At 68.9% G+C, this 14,817-nt stretch carries 15 protein-coding genes; 7 read left to right on the top strand and 8 right to left on the bottom strand.

What is annotated here, in order from left to right; translation table 11 throughout:
* Window positions 1-40: 40 nt before the first annotated feature.
* Genes ACO2SS_RS08470 through ACO2SS_RS08455 form a run of 4 tightly spaced genes read right to left on the bottom strand, consistent with a single transcriptional unit; the run spans window position 41 to window position 2,863 of the window.
* Window positions 41-571, bottom strand: coding sequence for a DUF3305 domain-containing protein (locus ACO2SS_RS08470; protein WP_423277167.1), 531 nt, complete (start codon window positions 569-571; stop codon window positions 41-43).
* The gene (locus ACO2SS_RS08465) at window positions 568-1,578 is read right to left on the bottom strand and encodes a DUF6352 family protein (protein ID WP_423277166.1); all 1,011 of its coding nucleotides are present in this window, start codon (window positions 1,576-1,578) and stop codon (window positions 568-570) included. The genes ACO2SS_RS08470 and ACO2SS_RS08465 overlap by 4 nt, the downstream gene beginning before the upstream one ends.
* Window positions 1,575-2,138: a DUF6505 family protein gene (locus tag ACO2SS_RS08460; protein ID WP_423277165.1), complete on the bottom strand. Its 564-nt coding sequence runs from the start codon at window positions 2,136-2,138 to the stop codon at window positions 1,575-1,577. The genes ACO2SS_RS08465 and ACO2SS_RS08460 overlap by 4 nt, the downstream gene beginning before the upstream one ends.
* Window positions 2,135-2,863: a biotin/lipoate--protein ligase family protein gene (locus tag ACO2SS_RS08455; protein WP_423277164.1), complete on the bottom strand. Its 729-nt coding sequence runs from the start codon at window positions 2,861-2,863 to the stop codon at window positions 2,135-2,137. Before ACO2SS_RS08455 ends, ACO2SS_RS08460 begins: the two co-directional genes overlap by 4 nt.
* Window positions 2,864-3,014: 151 nt before the next feature.
* On the opposite strand from ACO2SS_RS08455, the gene ACO2SS_RS08450 reads away from it, so the two are divergent.
* On the top strand, window positions 3,015-4,994 hold the full coding sequence (locus ACO2SS_RS08450) for a 4Fe-4S binding protein (RefSeq protein WP_423277183.1): 1,980 nt from the start codon (window positions 3,015-3,017) through the stop codon (window positions 4,992-4,994).
* Window positions 4,995-5,000: 6 nt separating this feature from the next.
* On the opposite strand, the gene ACO2SS_RS08445 is transcribed toward ACO2SS_RS08450, so the two are convergent.
* The gene (locus tag ACO2SS_RS08445; RefSeq protein ID WP_423277163.1) at window positions 5,001-6,272 is read right to left on the bottom strand and encodes a c-type cytochrome; all 1,272 of its coding nucleotides are present in this window, start codon (window positions 6,270-6,272) and stop codon (window positions 5,001-5,003) included.
* A gap of 292 nt (window positions 6,273-6,564) precedes the next feature.
* On the opposite strand from ACO2SS_RS08445, the gene ACO2SS_RS08440 reads away from it, so the two are divergent.
* From ACO2SS_RS08440 to ACO2SS_RS08430, 3 genes are all read left to right on the top strand, one after another.
* On the top strand, window positions 6,565-6,801 hold the full coding sequence (locus ACO2SS_RS08440) for a hypothetical protein (protein WP_423277162.1): 237 nt from the start codon (window positions 6,565-6,567) through the stop codon (window positions 6,799-6,801).
* A gap of 26 nt (window positions 6,802-6,827) precedes the next feature.
* The gene (locus tag ACO2SS_RS08435) at window positions 6,828-7,223 is read left to right on the top strand and encodes a DUF4267 domain-containing protein (protein ID WP_423277161.1); all 396 of its coding nucleotides are present in this window, start codon (window positions 6,828-6,830) and stop codon (window positions 7,221-7,223) included.
* A 92-nt stretch (window positions 7,224-7,315) separates the two neighbouring features.
* A complete protein-coding gene (locus ACO2SS_RS08430; protein WP_423277160.1) occupies window positions 7,316-7,762 on the top strand; it encodes a BA14K family protein in 447 nt (148 codons plus the stop codon).
* Between the two features lie 38 nt (window positions 7,763-7,800).
* Here ACO2SS_RS08430 and ACO2SS_RS08425 read toward each other — a convergent pair whose 3' ends face one another.
* Complete coding sequence (locus tag ACO2SS_RS08425; protein ID WP_423277159.1) at window positions 7,801-8,214, bottom strand: PilZ domain-containing protein; 414 nt, start codon at window positions 8,212-8,214, stop codon at window positions 7,801-7,803.
* A 105-nt stretch (window positions 8,215-8,319) separates the two neighbouring features.
* Window positions 8,320-10,362: a protein meaA gene (locus ACO2SS_RS08420; RefSeq protein WP_423277158.1), complete on the bottom strand. Its 2,043-nt coding sequence runs from the start codon at window positions 10,360-10,362 to the stop codon at window positions 8,320-8,322.
* 178 nt (window positions 10,363-10,540) lie between these two features.
* Here ACO2SS_RS08420 and ACO2SS_RS08415 point away from each other — a divergent pair, with 178 nt between their 5' ends.
* The 3 genes from ACO2SS_RS08415 to serA all read left to right on the top strand — a co-directional run bounded on the left by ACO2SS_RS08415 (window position 10,541) and on the right by serA (window position 13,843).
* Window positions 10,541-11,719 (top strand): phosphoserine transaminase, encoded by a 1,179-nt coding sequence (locus ACO2SS_RS08415; RefSeq protein ID WP_423277182.1) that lies wholly within the window; start codon window positions 10,541-10,543, stop codon window positions 11,717-11,719.
* Between the two features lie 3 nt (window positions 11,720-11,722).
* Window positions 11,723-12,163, top strand: a complete 441-nt coding sequence (locus ACO2SS_RS08410; protein ID WP_423277157.1) for an SseB family protein — start codon at window positions 11,723-11,725, stop codon at window positions 12,161-12,163.
* A 96-nt stretch (window positions 12,164-12,259) separates the two neighbouring features.
* A complete protein-coding gene (gene serA / locus ACO2SS_RS08405) occupies window positions 12,260-13,843 on the top strand; it encodes a phosphoglycerate dehydrogenase (protein WP_423277156.1) in 1,584 nt (527 codons plus the stop codon).
* A 24-nt stretch (window positions 13,844-13,867) separates the two neighbouring features.
* On the opposite strand, the gene ACO2SS_RS08400 is transcribed toward serA, so the two are convergent.
* Window positions 13,868-14,791, bottom strand: coding sequence for a DMT family transporter (locus ACO2SS_RS08400; protein WP_423277155.1), 924 nt, complete (start codon window positions 14,789-14,791; stop codon window positions 13,868-13,870).
* Window positions 14,792-14,817: the final 26 nt, after the last annotated feature.

Genomic DNA, 14,817 nt, shown 5'->3' with positions numbered 1-14,817 from the left:
CGGCGCGACCAGCGCGTGAGAAAACCGCCATCCTCGCCACTCACGGCTCGCCTCCCCCTCCCCGCCCCTGGCCGGGAATGCGGCGCGCCAGGGCCTCGGAATCGGCACGGTCGCGCTTGCGCTTGAAGAAGGTGCGCTCGACGTGGAAAGCCTCCACGAAGGCGGCGAGCCGCGCCTGCACCTCGGGCGGCATCGGCACCGCCTCGACGATCTCGCCGATTCCCTCGGCCAGCGATTCCCCTTCGTATGGATCGGGCGTGACGGTCGCGATCTCATGATCCTCCCCGCCGACCGGCCGCAGCGACACCCAGAGCGAAGGCTGGCCCGAGGTCAGGTTGTCGCGGTAATGCGAGGTCTCGCCGCGCTGGAAGGAGACCTCGAAGGCGCCCGCGTAGAAGAGCTCCTCCCGCTCATCCGCGGAAAGCCGGGTCCAGGGCGGCGTGTCCGGGGCGTCCGGCAGCGCCGCGACCGGCAGCCAGGCATGATCCGCCCAGGGGTTGGAGAGCTTGCGCTTCGCGACGACGATGCCCACCGTGCAGCGGGCCGCCGGTTCGTCTGTCGGGATCGTCATGCGGGCACCTGCCTTGCCGCAAGCGGCAAGCCGACAACGAGGTTCTGCGGCTTCACGGTGAGCCGCCGCTCGGAATTCATGGCCATGAACAGGTAGATGGGGTGTCCCGCCACCTTGGGGTCGATCCGGGAGGAGTCGGGCACGCTCATCCGGAACATGGCGAGCACGCGCGACAGCGTCTCCCCCGAGAGCTTCTCGCCGTTCCAGACGGCGTTGCCGACCCGCGTCGCCTCGGCATCGAGTCCCACGAACCAGCGCCAATCCTCGTCCTGCACCCTGGCGACCGGCTCGACCCGGACCTCCAGGTGAAGGAGGTGCCGGAGCCAAGCCTCGATCGCGCGGGCGAGCCCCTCCCGCGACTTGGGGTTGGAGTTGAGGTTGAGCGCCATGGAGAACGCGTCCGAGCGGCTCCAGTAGGTCCAGGCCGTCTCGTCATCCAGGACGTCGAGCTCGGTCACCGGCTCGCGCCCGAGCATCGCCGTCAGGGGCGAGCGATGGCCGCCCGCCTCCTCCGCATCGATCAGCTCGGCATCGGCAAGCAGGACTGTCTCGCCGGTCACCGAGACGCGCTGCGGGCGAAAGAACAGCTCGGCGGCGCGCAGGACATAGGGGTCTTCGCAGCCATCGAGCGCGTTGCGGAGTATGAGGTGGACGAGCTGGTTCAGGAAGATCGCCGGCGTCGTGATCGGCTTCGCCCGGACGAGCTTCAGATAGGCCGCCTCGACCGAAGGCGAAGCGAGAAGCGTCTCGCGCAACGCCAGCATGACGGACCAGTTTTCCCGCGCATCCTCGTCCGTGATCGCGGTGACCTCGGCAGCCGCGACCGGGCGGCGCGGGTCAGCCGTGAGGCTCCCATGCAATGCGCGCTCGGCCTCGCAGGCCTCCTCGGGCGGCAGCAGCTCCGGGCGGGCCAGGATGGCGAGCAGCAACTCGTCCGTGACGGCAAGGCCGCCGCCCTCCGTCCTGCGGGTCAGGTGATGCCCGCTCGAAACCCAGAACTCCCTCACGCCGGCTTCTCCGCCATCAGGCCGGCGAGGTCGATCCGCTCCTCCGGCTCGTCATCCGCCTCCACGAACTGGAACACGCGCAGGCTCGCATGAAGCCGGTCGGAGCCTGGCAGGCTCGGCTCCTTCGGGGTGAGCGTCCGGAACTGCTCGCGCAGCTGGCCGTCCTCGAGCGTGCGGTGCATCGCCAGCACCGTATTCACGGGCGGCCCGCACAGCGAGGCCGCCGCGGCGATCTCTTCCTCGGCGGCGGCGCGCGCGCTTTCGTCGTCCGGCGCGCCGAGCTTGTCCCGAATGTGGCGGGCCAGGGTCGCCGTCGCGTCCTCCACCTCTGCCGGGCTCGCCTCGCTGACGACCACCAGGGTCGAGAAGCCGAGCGAGGACACGCCTGCGAATCCGGACCGGAACGCCGCGCGAGCCTTGCCCGACAGTGTCGCGGGATCCGCATCGAGGAACAGGAAGGAGCCCGTCACGGCCCATTCGCCCGGCTCGGCCGGATGCTCGAATACGAAGGTGTCGGAGGGATCGAGCCGGATCGTCCGCGGAAGCCTGGTGACCGTCACAGCCGGGGCGCTCCGGTCTGTGGATCGAGCCAGGCCATCCCGGCGAGCGCCGACGCGAGCTCGATCGCCGCCCCTTCGACAGGCCGTAGATTGCCGCCTGCGTCGATGCGGATAGCCCGCCCCTCCGGCAGCCAGCGCCGGTAGGCGTCCGACCAGCCCTCGAAGCCGTTCTCGCGCACGGCGTCGAAGCCCAGCATCAGGTAGCGGGCGAAAGCCTCTACGATCGCAGCCGGGGCATCCGGCTCGAAGCCTTCCTCGTCGAGGGCGGTCGTGCCCGGCGTCAGGCCGGGATCGCCGGCATGGCTCTTCGAGGCGATCAGCATGGCGGAGAAGACGAGCCAAGCGGGCACCTCGTCCTCGCCGCAGCCCCCCGGCCAGGCGAGGCGCCCTCCCCCGAGCCTGGCGCCGTCGAAACGGATCACGTCCGGATAGTCGAGCGCCGCCGGCTTCTCCGGCGGTGCGCAGGCCCCGACCGCCTCGGCGAGTCCGACCATGCAGGGCAGGATGGCGCGGCGCGCTAGCCGAAGGGGCTCCTCGGGCTCGAGCACCACGGCGAGTTCCAACCAGCGCTCGCCAGCGCGGCTCGCCAGCGTACCCGCGCCAAGCCGCGGCGCGATGGCGCAAGCGAAGTCATGCACGGCAGCGTCCGCGGCCGGCGCCACCCATGTGAAGGCCGGCGGCAGGTGCAGGCGCGGCTCGGAGCTCCGGACGGCGGAAGCGGTCATGCCGGTCGATACTGCGAGGAAGTGTCCAATTACCTTCGAGCGATTCTAGTATAAGTTCCCGTGGGATATTGCGAGGCGCAGAGCGCCGCGCCCTGAGGCTTGGACTTCCGTGACCGACCGCGTCGTATTTGCCTGCTCCTGCGAGGAGACGATGCCGCTCGATGGGCGAGCCATCGCATCCGGCTGCGGCGGCAGGCTGCAGGAGGCCGACCAGCTCTGCGGCCGCGAGCTGGATCGCTTCAAGACCGCCCTGACTACGGGAGCGGCGATCACGGTGCCATGCGCCTACCAGGCCCCACTCTTCACCGAGATCGCGGAGGAGGCCGGCGCCGCCGACCGGATCAGCGTGGCGAATATCCGCGAAAACGCGGGCTGGTCGAAGGACGCCAAGGCGGCCGGTCCCAAGATGGCTGCGCTCTTTGCTGCCGCCGCCGAGCCCATGTCCCCGATCTCCACGGTGAGCTTCGCGAGCGAGGGCGTGGCGCTCGTCTATGGCCGCGACGAGGTCGCGATCGAGGCGGCCCGCCGCCTCGCGCCGCATCTGGACATCACCGTGCTCCTCACCCGCCCGGCGGATGTCGTGCCGCCGCGGGCGACCGAGTTTCCGGTGCTCAAGGGCACGATCATGGGGGCGAAGGGCCATCTCGGCGCCTTCGAGCTGCGGATCGACGACTACGCCCTGCCCGCCCCATCGTCGCGGCGCGCGCTCGCCTTCGGCATGGCGCGCGATGGCGCCACCTCCAGCTGCGACCTCGTGATCGATCTCTCGGGCGGGGTCCCCCTCTTCCCGGCGCACGAGTTGCGCAGCGGCTACCTGCGGGCCGACCCGCGCGATCCCGCCGCCGTGGAGCGCCTCATCGCGGAAGCCTCGCATCTCGTCGGCGAGTTCGACAAGCCGCGCTTCATCGACTTCAAGGCAGGCCTCTGCGCCCATTCCCGCTCGCGCATCACGGGCTGCACCCGCTGCCTGGACGCGTGCCCGACGGGCGCCATCACGCCGGCCGGCGACCATGTGGCGATCGACCCGTATATCTGCGCCGGGTGCGGCTCCTGCGCCGCCGTTTGTCCGACCGGCGCCGCCTCCTATGCCCTGCCGAAGGTCGATGCGCTCGCCCGCAGGCTCCGCACGCTCATGCAGGCCTACCGGGATGCCGGCGGACGGAACGGGGTGGTGCTGTTCCATGACGGCGACCATGGCGAACCGCTGATCGAGGCGCTCGCCCGGTTCGGGGATGGGCTGCCGGCGAACGTGCTGCCGGTCCGGGTCAACGAGGTGACGCAGGTCGGGCCCGAGACGCTGGCTGCCCTCTTCTCCTACGGCGCCGCGGGCGCACGGCTGCTGGTCCGCGGCAAGCCGAAGCACGACCTCGCGCCGACCCTGCGGGTCGTGGATCTCGCGAACACCGTGCTCGGCGCTCTCGGCTACGGCGCGGCGCCGGTGTCGCTCCTCGCGACGGACGACCCGGACGAACTCCGGTCCCTCTTGGATTCCGCGCCGCTCGGACGCCCCTCCGACAGACCCGCCTCGTTCATCATGGCCGGCGAGAAGCGCGGCGTGCTCGAACTCGCCTTCCGCGAGTTGCACCGGGCTGCCCCGGAGCCCGTGGACGTGATTCCGCTCGCTGCCGGCGCGCCCTTCGGCGGCCTCGGCTTCGAGGTCGAGAACTGCACGCTCTGCCTGTCCTGCGTCGGCGCCTGCCCGACGGCCGCGCTCGCCGACAACCCCGACCGGCCGCTGCTCTCCTTCGATGAGACGCTCTGCGTGCAGTGCGGGCTGTGTGCGCAGACCTGCCCGGAGGATGTGATCACGCTCCAGCCGCAGATCGACTTCGCGGCCTGGAACAACGGCCGGCGGGTGGTGAAGGAGGAGGAGCCCTTCCACTGCACCTCCTGCGCCAAGCCGTTCGGGACCCGCAGCGCCATCGAGCGCGTCATCGCCAAGCTTTCCGGCAGCCACTGGATGTTCGCCGGCCCCGAGGGCGAGGCGCGCACGCGCGTCCTCACCATGTGCGAGGATTGCCGGGTGGAGGCGGTCGTGAATGCCAGCTTCGATCCGCACGAGGGCGCCGGCCGCAGGCCGCGGACCACCGACGACTACATCGCCGCCCGCAGCGAGCCCGGAACGGCCTGACCCGGCCTATCGCGTCGCCTTCTCGAGAAACTCGACGAGCGCCTTGCGGTCCTCCGCCGCCACCGTCTGCTCCGGCATCTTGGTGCCGGGCGTGTAGCGCGCCGGCCCGACCTCGAAGAGTTTCGAGATGGTCTCGGCATTCCAGGTGATGTCGAGCGCTTTCAGGGCCGGCGAGAAATTGTAGCCCGGCAGCGTCGCGATCCTGCGGCCGAAGACGCCATGCAGCGTCGGTCCGGCGCGGTTGCCGCCGTCCGGGGTCAGCGTGTGGCAGGCGGCGCAGGCCTTGAAGACCTCCGCGCCGCGCTCGCTTCCGGCAACCGCGTTCAGCTCGGCGGGCCGCGCCATCACCACCGGCCCGATATGCTCTCCCGTCCGGGCGTTCCAGCGCCTGACCAGGCGATCGCCCCCGCCCGTCAGCAGTTCCTCCCCGTCCTGGGCGAAGGCCAGGGACCACACGGGAAGACCGGGGCCGACGAGCCGCGCGGTCTCCCGGCCGGTGCGGCAATCGACCAGCGCGACGGCTCCGCGCAGCGTGGCGATAGCGGCGCGCTCGCCATCCCCGGTGACCGCGATCGCCAGGATCGGCCCCGCATCGAGATCCAGTTCCGTCCGAACCTCGCCAGCGGGGTTCAGGATGCGCAGCACCCCATCCGCCCCGCCGGCCAGGATCTCGCCCTGCCGGGCGACCGCGATCGCATTGAGCGGCGTCGGGAGCGTCCGGATTGCGGGAGAGCCCTCCCCTTCGAGCCAGATGCGGAGTGTCGCGTCATAGCCGGCCGTGACGAGGCGCCCGTCGGGCAGGAAGGCGACGGCATTCACCTGGCCCTGATGGCCTTCCAGCAGCCGGGCTTCCCCGCCCCCGACAGGGCCAACGCGCGCGGTCCCGTCCCATGATGCGGAGGCAATCCGCCTTCCGTCCGGCGAGAGCGCCAGTCCCACGACTGGCCGTTTATGGGCCTGGAAGACCTCGACCGGTTCGCCCCTGTCCCGCCGCCAGAGAGCGATCCGCCCGTCTTCGCCCGCGGTCGCGAACTGGCCATCGGGGAGAGCCAGGACGGCATTCACCGAGCCTTCGTGGAACCGAAGGACGGCCGCCGCCTCTCCCGTCCGGAGATTCCACAGGATTGCCGACTGGTCGAAGCTGCCGGAGACGGCTGCAGCGCCACCTTCGAGGATGGCGAGGGCGCGGACGGGACCGCCATGTCCCCTGAGCTCAGCTGCCGCGGGAGCGGCCAGCGCAAGCGCGGCGATCAGGGGCGCGAGACGGGGCATGAGCATTGAGCGGCTATGTCCGCGGCGATTGTTGTCGCCGCCATATCGCACCGAGCCGCGGCGGCGGACAACGCGGCGGATCTGCGGGGATGGGTCGCGCTACACCGCCCTGGCCCGGACGAGGGCGAGTCCCGGCCTCGAGGCCGGGACGTCTCCCCTGTCACTAACAACCGTTAGAGCTTCCGGCCTCCTCCGGTGATGTAGTCCGAATCGGGCTGCGAAATCGGCCCTGGCCGGCCTCCGCTCTTCTCCGTGGTCCTTGAATCGCGGGGGTCGGCCTACAAATTCGGATGTGACAATGCCAGCCACTCTCCTCCGCAATGCCGGTGCCGTCTTCGGCCCGGCCGAGATCGCCAACCTGACCCAGGCCTACGAAACCGCTCTTTCCTCGATCGACGAGGGCAGCGTCCAACTCGACGTACCGAGCCATGCCCTGCGTCGGAAACTCGCGTCGCGGATCATCGACGAGGCTCGCCAGGGTTATTCGGATCCCAAGCTCCTGGCCGAGCGAGCCCTCGCCGGCCTCACGAGCTGACCTTCCGCCCCTCTTCTTGGAGGGGGTTGCCCCTCTCAGCCCCTTCCACCTGGGCGGCCCTCCTCCTCGGGGCGGCCTTTCTTGCAATCGGGGTCGTCTTCGCGGCCACACCCCAGCTCGGCGCCTGGATCTTCGGCATCGAAACGAACCACCCCGTCGCTCTCGCCTATGTCCGGGCGATCGCCTTTCGTGATCTCGCACTGGCGCTGTACATCTTCGGCCTCGTGGCATTCGGCACGCGGGCCGCGCTGAGCACGGTCCTAGCCGCCAGCCTCATCATTCCCGCCTGCGACCTCGCCCTCGTCATGTCCGTTTCGGGAACGAGCGCCGGCGGCCAGATTCTCGTTCACCTTGCAGGCGCGGCTGCACTCGCGGCCGTCTCGCTTTGGCTCAGAGCGGACGGCCGCCCGCTAAGTCACTGAAGCGCTTCGCCCGGCGCAGAGTTGAACCCTTTCCGTAGTACCTCGTTGGCCCATACCTGCCCCGTTGATGGGCCTTCCAGAGATTGGGAAAGATGCGACAGATTCTGACCACGACGATTGCGGCTGCCGCGCTCGGCGCCGCGGGTCTCCTTTCCGGCGCCGCCACGACGAGCGCATCGGCAGCGCCAATTACGGCCGAGCGGCTCGACGCCTCCGGTGTGAAGACCGAGTACACCCAATGGCGCCGCGGCGTGCGCGGAGGCCGCGGATATTACGGCCGGGGCTATTACGGCCCGCGCTACGGTTATCGCGGCGGGTACTACCGCCGCGGCTACGGTGCGGCGCCGCTGATCGGCGGTCTTGCTGCCGGCGCGCTGATCGGCGGGGCGATCGCCTCGCAGGCCGCCCCGGCGCCCGGCTATTATGCAGCGCCGCCCGCCGACGATGCGATCGCTTACTGCATGCAGCGCTTCAAGTCGTACGACCCGGCTTCCGGGACGTATCTCGGCTACGACGGCATACGCCATCCCTGCCCTTGAGGCATCTTGTGGCCGGGCCCAGCGCCCGGCCATTTACGTCAGGTGAGCGTCGTATCGAACCGCTCTAGGAGCAGCCTGGCCTGACTCGGATCGGCCCTGATGGCTTCGATCAGGCGCCGTAGCCGCGCCACCTCCGCCTCGAGCTTGGCGACGCGGTCCTCGCCCGGGCGCTCGGCGGCAGCCTGGCCCTCGCCGTCCTTCTCAAATTCGACACCGGCGAACCCTTCGCGGTGCCAGCGGAGCAGGGCCTGATACCGCCGCGCGTGCTTGGGCACGAACAGCGTGAACCTGGGCGGCAGCACGGCGCTTTCCGGGATCTGCAGGCGCGCGCCGCTTTCGGACAGGTCGCGCACCGTGCAATCGACGGTCTGCGCCCCGCCGGCGAACTCCACCCGCGCCCGGAGCAGCGTCCGGGTCCTTGGTGTTGAGCGCTCGGACATGCCTTCGGCCAACGGTCTACCCAGGCTCCTCGATTTGACGGTAGAATCGACGTTAACACATCCAGGGCGGCCGGGCGGAGAACTTGGCGCGCCCTCCGCCGCACGCGAGCTCCGCACTCAAACCGAACGCGTGACTCTCTTGTCGGCCCGGGCGCGCGGGGCGCCTTGGCTGCTCCGCGTTTCCGCCTGCCGCGCCAGCGAGCGTTCAACCACCCGCGCCATGCCGATCATGATGCGGTCGAGCTCGTAATCCTTCGGCGTATAGACGGCCGCGACGCCCATGTTGCTGAGCACGAGCTCGTCCTCCGCCGAGATGATCCCGCCGACCACCACCGGGATATGGTCGAGGTTCTCCAGCCTGAGGCGCGCCATGACCTCGCGCACCAGGGGAACGTGCGAGCCGGACAGGATGGAGAGCCCGATGATGTGCGCGCCGGTCTCGGCCGCCCGCGCGACGATCTCCGCCGGGGTCTGGCGAATTCCGTCATACGCCACCTCCATGCCGACATCCCGCGCGCGAAGCGCGATCTGTTCCGCGCCGTTGGAGTGGCCATCCAGCCCGGGCTTGCCAACCACGAGGCGCGGCGTCTCGCCCAGCTTCTCCCCGAGTTCAGCGATGACCAGCTTCACGTCCTCCCCTGGAGCCTGGCTGCGCGTCTCTACCGTCACGCCGGTCGGGGCGCGGTACTGCCCGAAGACCTCGCGCAGCGTCTCGCCCCACTCGCCCGTCGTGACGCCCGCCTTCGCGGCCGCGATCGAGGGCGGCATGATGTTGCGCCCCTCGCGCGCCGCAGCCTCGAGCTCCGCGATGGCCGCAGCCACCGCCGCCTTGTCGCGCGAGGACCGCCAGGCTCGGATCCTGTGCACGGCCTCCATCTCGACCGTCTCTGGCACAGCCAGGAAGGTGCCCTCACCCGCGACGAGCGGCGACGGCTCGCCCTCCTGAAAGCGGTTGACGCCGACCACGACCTGCTCGCCCGCCTCGACCCGCGCGATGCGCTCGGCATTCGACTCGACCAGCGCCCGCTTCAGCAGCCCCGTCTCGACCGCAGCGATGGCGCCCCCGATCGCGTCCACCCGGGCGAGCTCGGCCCTGGCCTCCGCCTTCAGCCGCTCGACTTTCTCCTCCATCACCTTCGAGCCGTCGAAGAGGTCGTCATGCTCCAGGAGGTCGGTCTCGAAGGCGAGGATCTGCTGCATGCGCAGCGACCATTGCTGGTCCCATGATCGCGGCAGGCCCAGCGCCTCGTTCCAGGCCGGGAGCTGAACGGCCCTCGCACGCGCCTTTTTCGACAGGGTCACGGCCAGCATCTCGATGAGGATGCGGTGGACGTTGTTCTCGGGTTGCTGCTCCGTGAGGCCGAGCGAGTTCACCTGGACGCCGTAGCGGAACATCCGCTTCTTCGGATCCGCGATGCCGTAGCGGTCGCGCGTGATCTCGTCCCACAGCTCGGCGAAGGCCCGCATCTTCGCGATCTCGGTCACGAAGCGGAGCCCGGCATTCACGAAGAAGGACATGCGCCCCACGACATCGGCGAAGCCGGCCTCGTCCACCTCGCCCGAGGCCTTCACCGTGTCCAGGACAGCGATCGCGGTTGCGAGCGCGAAGGCGAGTTCCTGGACCGGCGTCGCCCCCGCCTCCTGCAGGTGGTAGGAGCAGACGTTCATCGGGTTCCACTTCGGCACCTCGCCGGTCGTGAACAGGATCACGTCCTTGGTCAGCCGCATGGAGGGCTCGGGCGGGAACACGTAGGTGCCCCGCGACAGGTATTCCTTGATGATGTCGTTCTGGGTCGTGCCCTGGAGCGCGGCGAGCGGGGCGCCCTGCTCTTCCGCGACGGCGAGGTAGAGCGCCAGCAGCCACGCCGCCGGCGCGTTGATCGTCATGGACGTGTTCATCTGCGCGAGCGGGATGCCGTCGAACAGCGCCCGCATGTCGCCGATATGCGCGATGGAGACGCCGACCTTCCCGACCTCGCCGCGAGCGAGTTCGTGGTCAGGGTCGTATCCCGTCTGGGTCGGGAGATCGAAGGCGATGGACAGCCCCGTCTGCCCCTTCGCGAGATTGCGGCGATAGAGCGCGTTCGAATCCGCGGCCGTAGAGTGGCCAGCATAGGTGCGGAACAGCCAGGGCTTGTCCCGGCGCGTCTCTGTGGTCATCCGTCGCTCCCTCCGCCCCATCATGCTGCACCGCATCCATAATGGAAGTCCCGCATAGGTCTATGCGGGAACCGAACGCCGCCTTGACCTTCCGGGCGACGAGGCAGATACGGGCCGGCGGGAGACCCCTCCCCACCGAGGGGCGCCCATCTGGAAGGATGGACTACATATGGCCACGATGCCCGTTACGCGTCCCGCGGATCGCCCGCGCACGCCCTTTTTCTCCTCCGGCCCATGCGCGAAGCGCCCCGGCTGGACACCCGAAGCACTGAGCGACGCGCCCCTCGGCCGCTCGCACCGCGCCAAGGTCGGAAAGGCTAAGCTGAAGCTCGCCATCGACCTGACCCGCGAGGTGCTGCAGGTCCCGGCCGATTACCGCATCGGCATCGTGCCCGCCTCCGATACCGGTGCCGTCGAGATGGCGCTCTGGTCCCTGCTCGGGGCACGGCCGGTAGACCTTCTCGCCTGGGAAAGCTTCGGCGAAGGCTGGGTGACGGATGTCGTCAAGCAGCTGAAGCTCACCGACGCCCGCGTCATCAAGGCCACCTATGGCGAGTTGCCGGATCTCCGCGAGGTCAACGCGAGCTCGCGCGACGTCATATTCACCTGGAACGGCACGACCTCGGGTGTTCGCGTGCCGAACGCGGACTGGATCGCAGCCGATCGCGAAGGTCTGACGATCTGCGATGCGACCTCGGCCGCCTTCTCGCAGCGGCTCGACTGGCCGAAGCTCGATGTCGTCACCTTCTCCTGGCAGAAGGCGCTCGGCAGCGAGGCCGCGCACGGCATGCTGATCCTCTCGCCGCGGGCCGTCGCCCGGCTGGAGAGCTACACGCCCGCCTGGCCGCTGCCGAAGATCTTCCGCATGACCAAAGGCGGCAAGCTCATCGAGGGGATCTTCGAGGGCGAGACGATCAACACGCCTTCCATGCTCTGCGTGGAGGACTACATCGACGCGCTGAACTGGGCGAAGGCCGAGGGCGGCCTTGACGGGCTCGTCGCTCGCTCGGACCGGAACGCGAAGGTGATCCTCGACTGGGTCGCCCGCACGCCGTGGATCGCCAACCTCGCAAAATCCCCCGAGATCGCCTCGAACACGAGCGTCTGCCTCGTGATCGCGGACCCGGAGGTGGTTGCGAAGGGCAAGGATGTCGTCGCATCCGTCGCCAAGGGCATCGCGTCCGCGCTGGAGAAGGAAGGCGTCGCTTTCGATATCGGCGCCTACCGTGATGCTCCGGCAGGCCTGCGCATCTGGTGCGGGGCGACGGTCGAGACCTCCGACCTCGAGGCGCTCACGCCGTGGCTCGACTGGGCCTTCGCGCAGGAAAAGGCGATGCTTCTCGCCCAGGCCGCCTGAGCCATGACGGACGAGATCGGGTCCGACGGCTTCGCCCCGCAGAACGAGCTCGAGGTCGAACTCGTTCGCGCTGCGCACGAGCCGGCTTACCGAGACGCGTTCCTCCGGGAACTCCTGGATTCGGAGGTCTGCCTGGCGCTCCTGCCCGCAAACGGCCGCATCGAGGTCGGGGCGAACGGGCAGGCGGTCGTTCCGCCTGACGTCCGGCTCGAGCTCGAGCCCGTCGTGCAAGATGGCAAGACTTACCTTCCGATCTTCTCGGCCCCGATCCGGGCGCAGGCGCAGTACAAGGCGGACCATTTCATCGCGACCGACAAGGTCCGCGACCTCTTCCTGCGCCATCCGGGCACCGAGTTCGTCCTCAATCCGGGCTCCGATTACGGGGTCCTCCTGCTCCGCAGCGACGTCGAGGCGATGCTGCGGGGCGACCTCACCGCACACTGACATCCGCCCCGTTCATCCCGGCGCAAGCCGGGATCCAGGCGCAATCTTGGACCCCGGCCTGCGCCGGGGTGAGCGGCGGCCAGCCTGGAGCCTTCCATGCCCCGCGTCCTCATTTCCGACGCCCTGTCCCCAGCCGCCGTCCAGATCTTCAAGGACCGCGGCGTAGAGGTCGATTTCCAGCCCGATCTCGGCAAGGACAAGGACCGCCTCGCGGCCGTCATCGGCCAGTATGACGGCCTGGCGATCCGCTCCGCCACCAAGGTCACAGCCAAGATCCTGGAGCAGGCGAGCGCCCTGAAGGTGATCGGCCGCGCCGGCATCGGGGTCGACAACGTGGACATCCCGGCCGCGACCGCCCGCGGCGTGATCGTCATGAACACGCCCTTCGGCAACTCGATCACGACCGCAGAGCACGCGATCGCCATGATGTTCGCGCTCGCCCGCGAAATCCCGGCCGCCGACGCCTCCACGCAGGCCGGCAAGTGGGAGAAGAACCGCTTCATGGGCGTGGAGATCACGGGCAAGACACTCGGGATCATCGGCTGCGGCAATATCGGAGCGATCGTCGCCGACCGCGCGCAGGGCCTGCATATGCGGGTGATCGCCTTCGATCCCTTCCTGTCACCGGAGCGGGCCCTCGATCTCGGGGTCGAGAAGGTGGAACTGCCCGAGCTGCTCGCCCGGGCAGACATCATCACCCTGCACACCCCGCTCACGGAGAAGACCCGCAACATCCTCTCGGCGGAGGCGCTTGCCCGCACCAAGAAGGGCGTGCGCATCGTGAACTGCGCCCGTGGCGGCCTCGTGGATGAGGTGGCGTTGAGGGCCGCCCTCGATTCCGGCCATGTCGCCGGCGCCGCCTTCGACGTCTTCTCGACCGAACCCGCGACGGAGAACCCGCTCTTCGGCCACCCGCACGTGGTCTGCACGCCGCATCTCGGGGCCGCGACCAGCGAAGCTCAGGAGAACGTCGCTCTCCAGGTCGCCGAGCAGATGTCGGACTATCTCATCAAGGGTGCGATCCAGAACGCGGTGAACTTCCCGTCGATCACCGCCGAGGAAGCGCCGAAGCTTCGCCCGTTCATCGCCCTGTCCGAAAAGCTCGGATCGTTTGCCGGCCAGCTCACGGAGACAGGCCTGAAGCTCGTCCGCGTCACCTATCAGGGCGAGGTTGCCGGGATGAAGACAAAGGCACTGACGAGTTCGGCCGTTGCCGGCCTGCTGCGCCCGATGCTGGCCGAGGTGAACGTGGTCTCCGCCCCCTCCGTCGCTAAGGAGCGCGGCATCGTCGTCGAGGAAGTGACCCGCGAGCAGGACGGCGATTACGATTCCCTCGTGACCGTCACGGTCGTGACGGAGAAGCAGGAACGCTCGGTGTCAGGCACCGTCTTCGCCGACGGCAAGCCGCGCATCGTCGACGTAAAGGGCCTGAAGGTGGATGCCGAGTTCGCGCCGTCGCTGATCTATGTCTCGAACGAGGACAAGCCGGGCTTCATCGGGCGCTTTGCGACGACGCTCGGCGACGCGGGCGTGAACATCGCCACCTTCGCGCTCGGCCGCGACCAGCCGGGCGGCTCGGCCATCGCCCTCGTGGAGGTGGACGGCGAGGTCCCGCCCGAGGTGCTGGCCCGCATCCAGACCATCCCGGGCGTCAAACAGGCCAAGCCGCTCAGATTCTGAGCGGCCTCATCGAGCGCCGCTGCCTCAAGCCGGGCTCCGCGGCTTTCCGATCTCGGCGAGAGCGATTCCGGCGAGCACGAGCGCCAGCGCGACTGCGTGATACGCGGCGAATTCCTCGCCGAGGAGGAGCACGGCGAGGATCGCGGCGAAGACGGGCACGAGGTTCACGAACAGTCCCGCCCGTCCGGGCCCGATCAGCTCGACGCCGCGCATGTAGAAGATCTGGCTGATCAGCGAGGGACCGATCGCGAGCATCAGGAGGATCGCCCACCCTTTCGGGCCCGGCCACCGGATGGTGCCGGCCATGATCTCGAGCCCAACGAGCGGAATGGTGCTGAGGAAGGCCGCAAGCGAAAGGCCGGCAAAGAAGGCAAAGGCCGAGATGGGTGGGCGCCGCCGTAGAGCGACCGTATAGCCGGCGTAGAGCACGCAAGCGAAAAGGATCAACAGATCGCCTTCCCGGATCTGGAGCGCCTTCAATTGCTGTATCTCGCCATGGCTCACGACTACCCCAACTCCGAGGACTGCCACTAGAAGGCCGCAGACCTGGAGAGGCGTGAAGGGAGTGCGATAAGCGAGAAAGCTTCCGGCCAGCACGAGTGCGGGCATGACTCCCTGGATCATGCCGATGTTCACGGCGGTCGTGGTCGCCGCCCCAAGATAAAGCGGCGCGTTGAAACCTGTGAACCCGACGGCGCCCATCACCAGGATGAAGCGCCAGTGACGAGCCAGGAGATATCTCTCCGCTACGATCTGGCGACGCGCGATGATCCCCAGGATGATGATGACCAGCCCCCATCGGAGGATCGTCGTTACCATGGGCGATACCTCGCCGACGAGCGCACGTCCCGCGACGGCATTGAGCGCCCAGATGAGGGGCGTGAGCGTAAGCAGCAGATAAGGCTGGGCGTAGAGACGCCGCCCGATATCCCGGACCAGCGACATCATTCCGATCCTGATCTCGCTTTGGGGAA

The organism is Enterovirga sp. CN4-39 (assembly GCF_049446235.1).
Classification (GTDB): Bacteria; Pseudomonadota; Alphaproteobacteria; order Rhizobiales; family Beijerinckiaceae; genus Enterovirga.
Note: the sequence above shows the minus strand (reverse complement) of the source record. Positions and strands in the feature narration are given on the sequence as shown.

Excerpts from the sequence above, each read along its gene's own strand:
- ACO2SS_RS08470 (WP_423277167.1), bottom strand. The coding sequence starts at position 571 with ATGACGATCCCGACAGACGAACCGGCGGCCCGCTGCACGGTGGGCATC.
- ACO2SS_RS08455 (WP_423277164.1), bottom strand. The coding sequence starts at position 2,863 with ATGACCGCTTCCGCCGTCCGGAGCTCCGAGCCGCGCCTGCACCTGCCG.
- ACO2SS_RS08450 (WP_423277183.1), top strand. The coding sequence starts at position 3,015 with ATGCCGCTCGATGGGCGAGCCATCGCATCCGGCTGCGGCGGCAGGCTG.
- ACO2SS_RS08445 (WP_423277163.1), bottom strand. The coding sequence starts at position 6,272 with ATGCTCATGCCCCGTCTCGCGCCCCTGATCGCCGCGCTTGCGCTGGCC.
- ACO2SS_RS08440 (WP_423277162.1), top strand. The coding sequence starts at position 6,565 with ATGCCAGCCACTCTCCTCCGCAATGCCGGTGCCGTCTTCGGCCCGGCC.
- ACO2SS_RS08430 (WP_423277160.1), top strand. The coding sequence starts at position 7,316 with ATGCGACAGATTCTGACCACGACGATTGCGGCTGCCGCGCTCGGCGCC.
- ACO2SS_RS08420 (WP_423277158.1), bottom strand. The coding sequence starts at position 10,362 with ATGACCACAGAGACGCGCCGGGACAAGCCCTGGCTGTTCCGCACCTAT.
- ACO2SS_RS08415 (WP_423277182.1), top strand. The coding sequence starts at position 10,541 with ATGCCCGTTACGCGTCCCGCGGATCGCCCGCGCACGCCCTTTTTCTCC.
- ACO2SS_RS08410 (WP_423277157.1), top strand. The coding sequence starts at position 11,723 with ATGACGGACGAGATCGGGTCCGACGGCTTCGCCCCGCAGAACGAGCTC.
- serA (WP_423277156.1), top strand. The coding sequence starts at position 12,260 with ATGCCCCGCGTCCTCATTTCCGACGCCCTGTCCCCAGCCGCCGTCCAG.
- ACO2SS_RS08400 (WP_423277155.1), bottom strand. The coding sequence starts at position 14,791 with ATGATGTCGCTGGTCCGGGATATCGGGCGGCGTCTCTACGCCCAGCCT.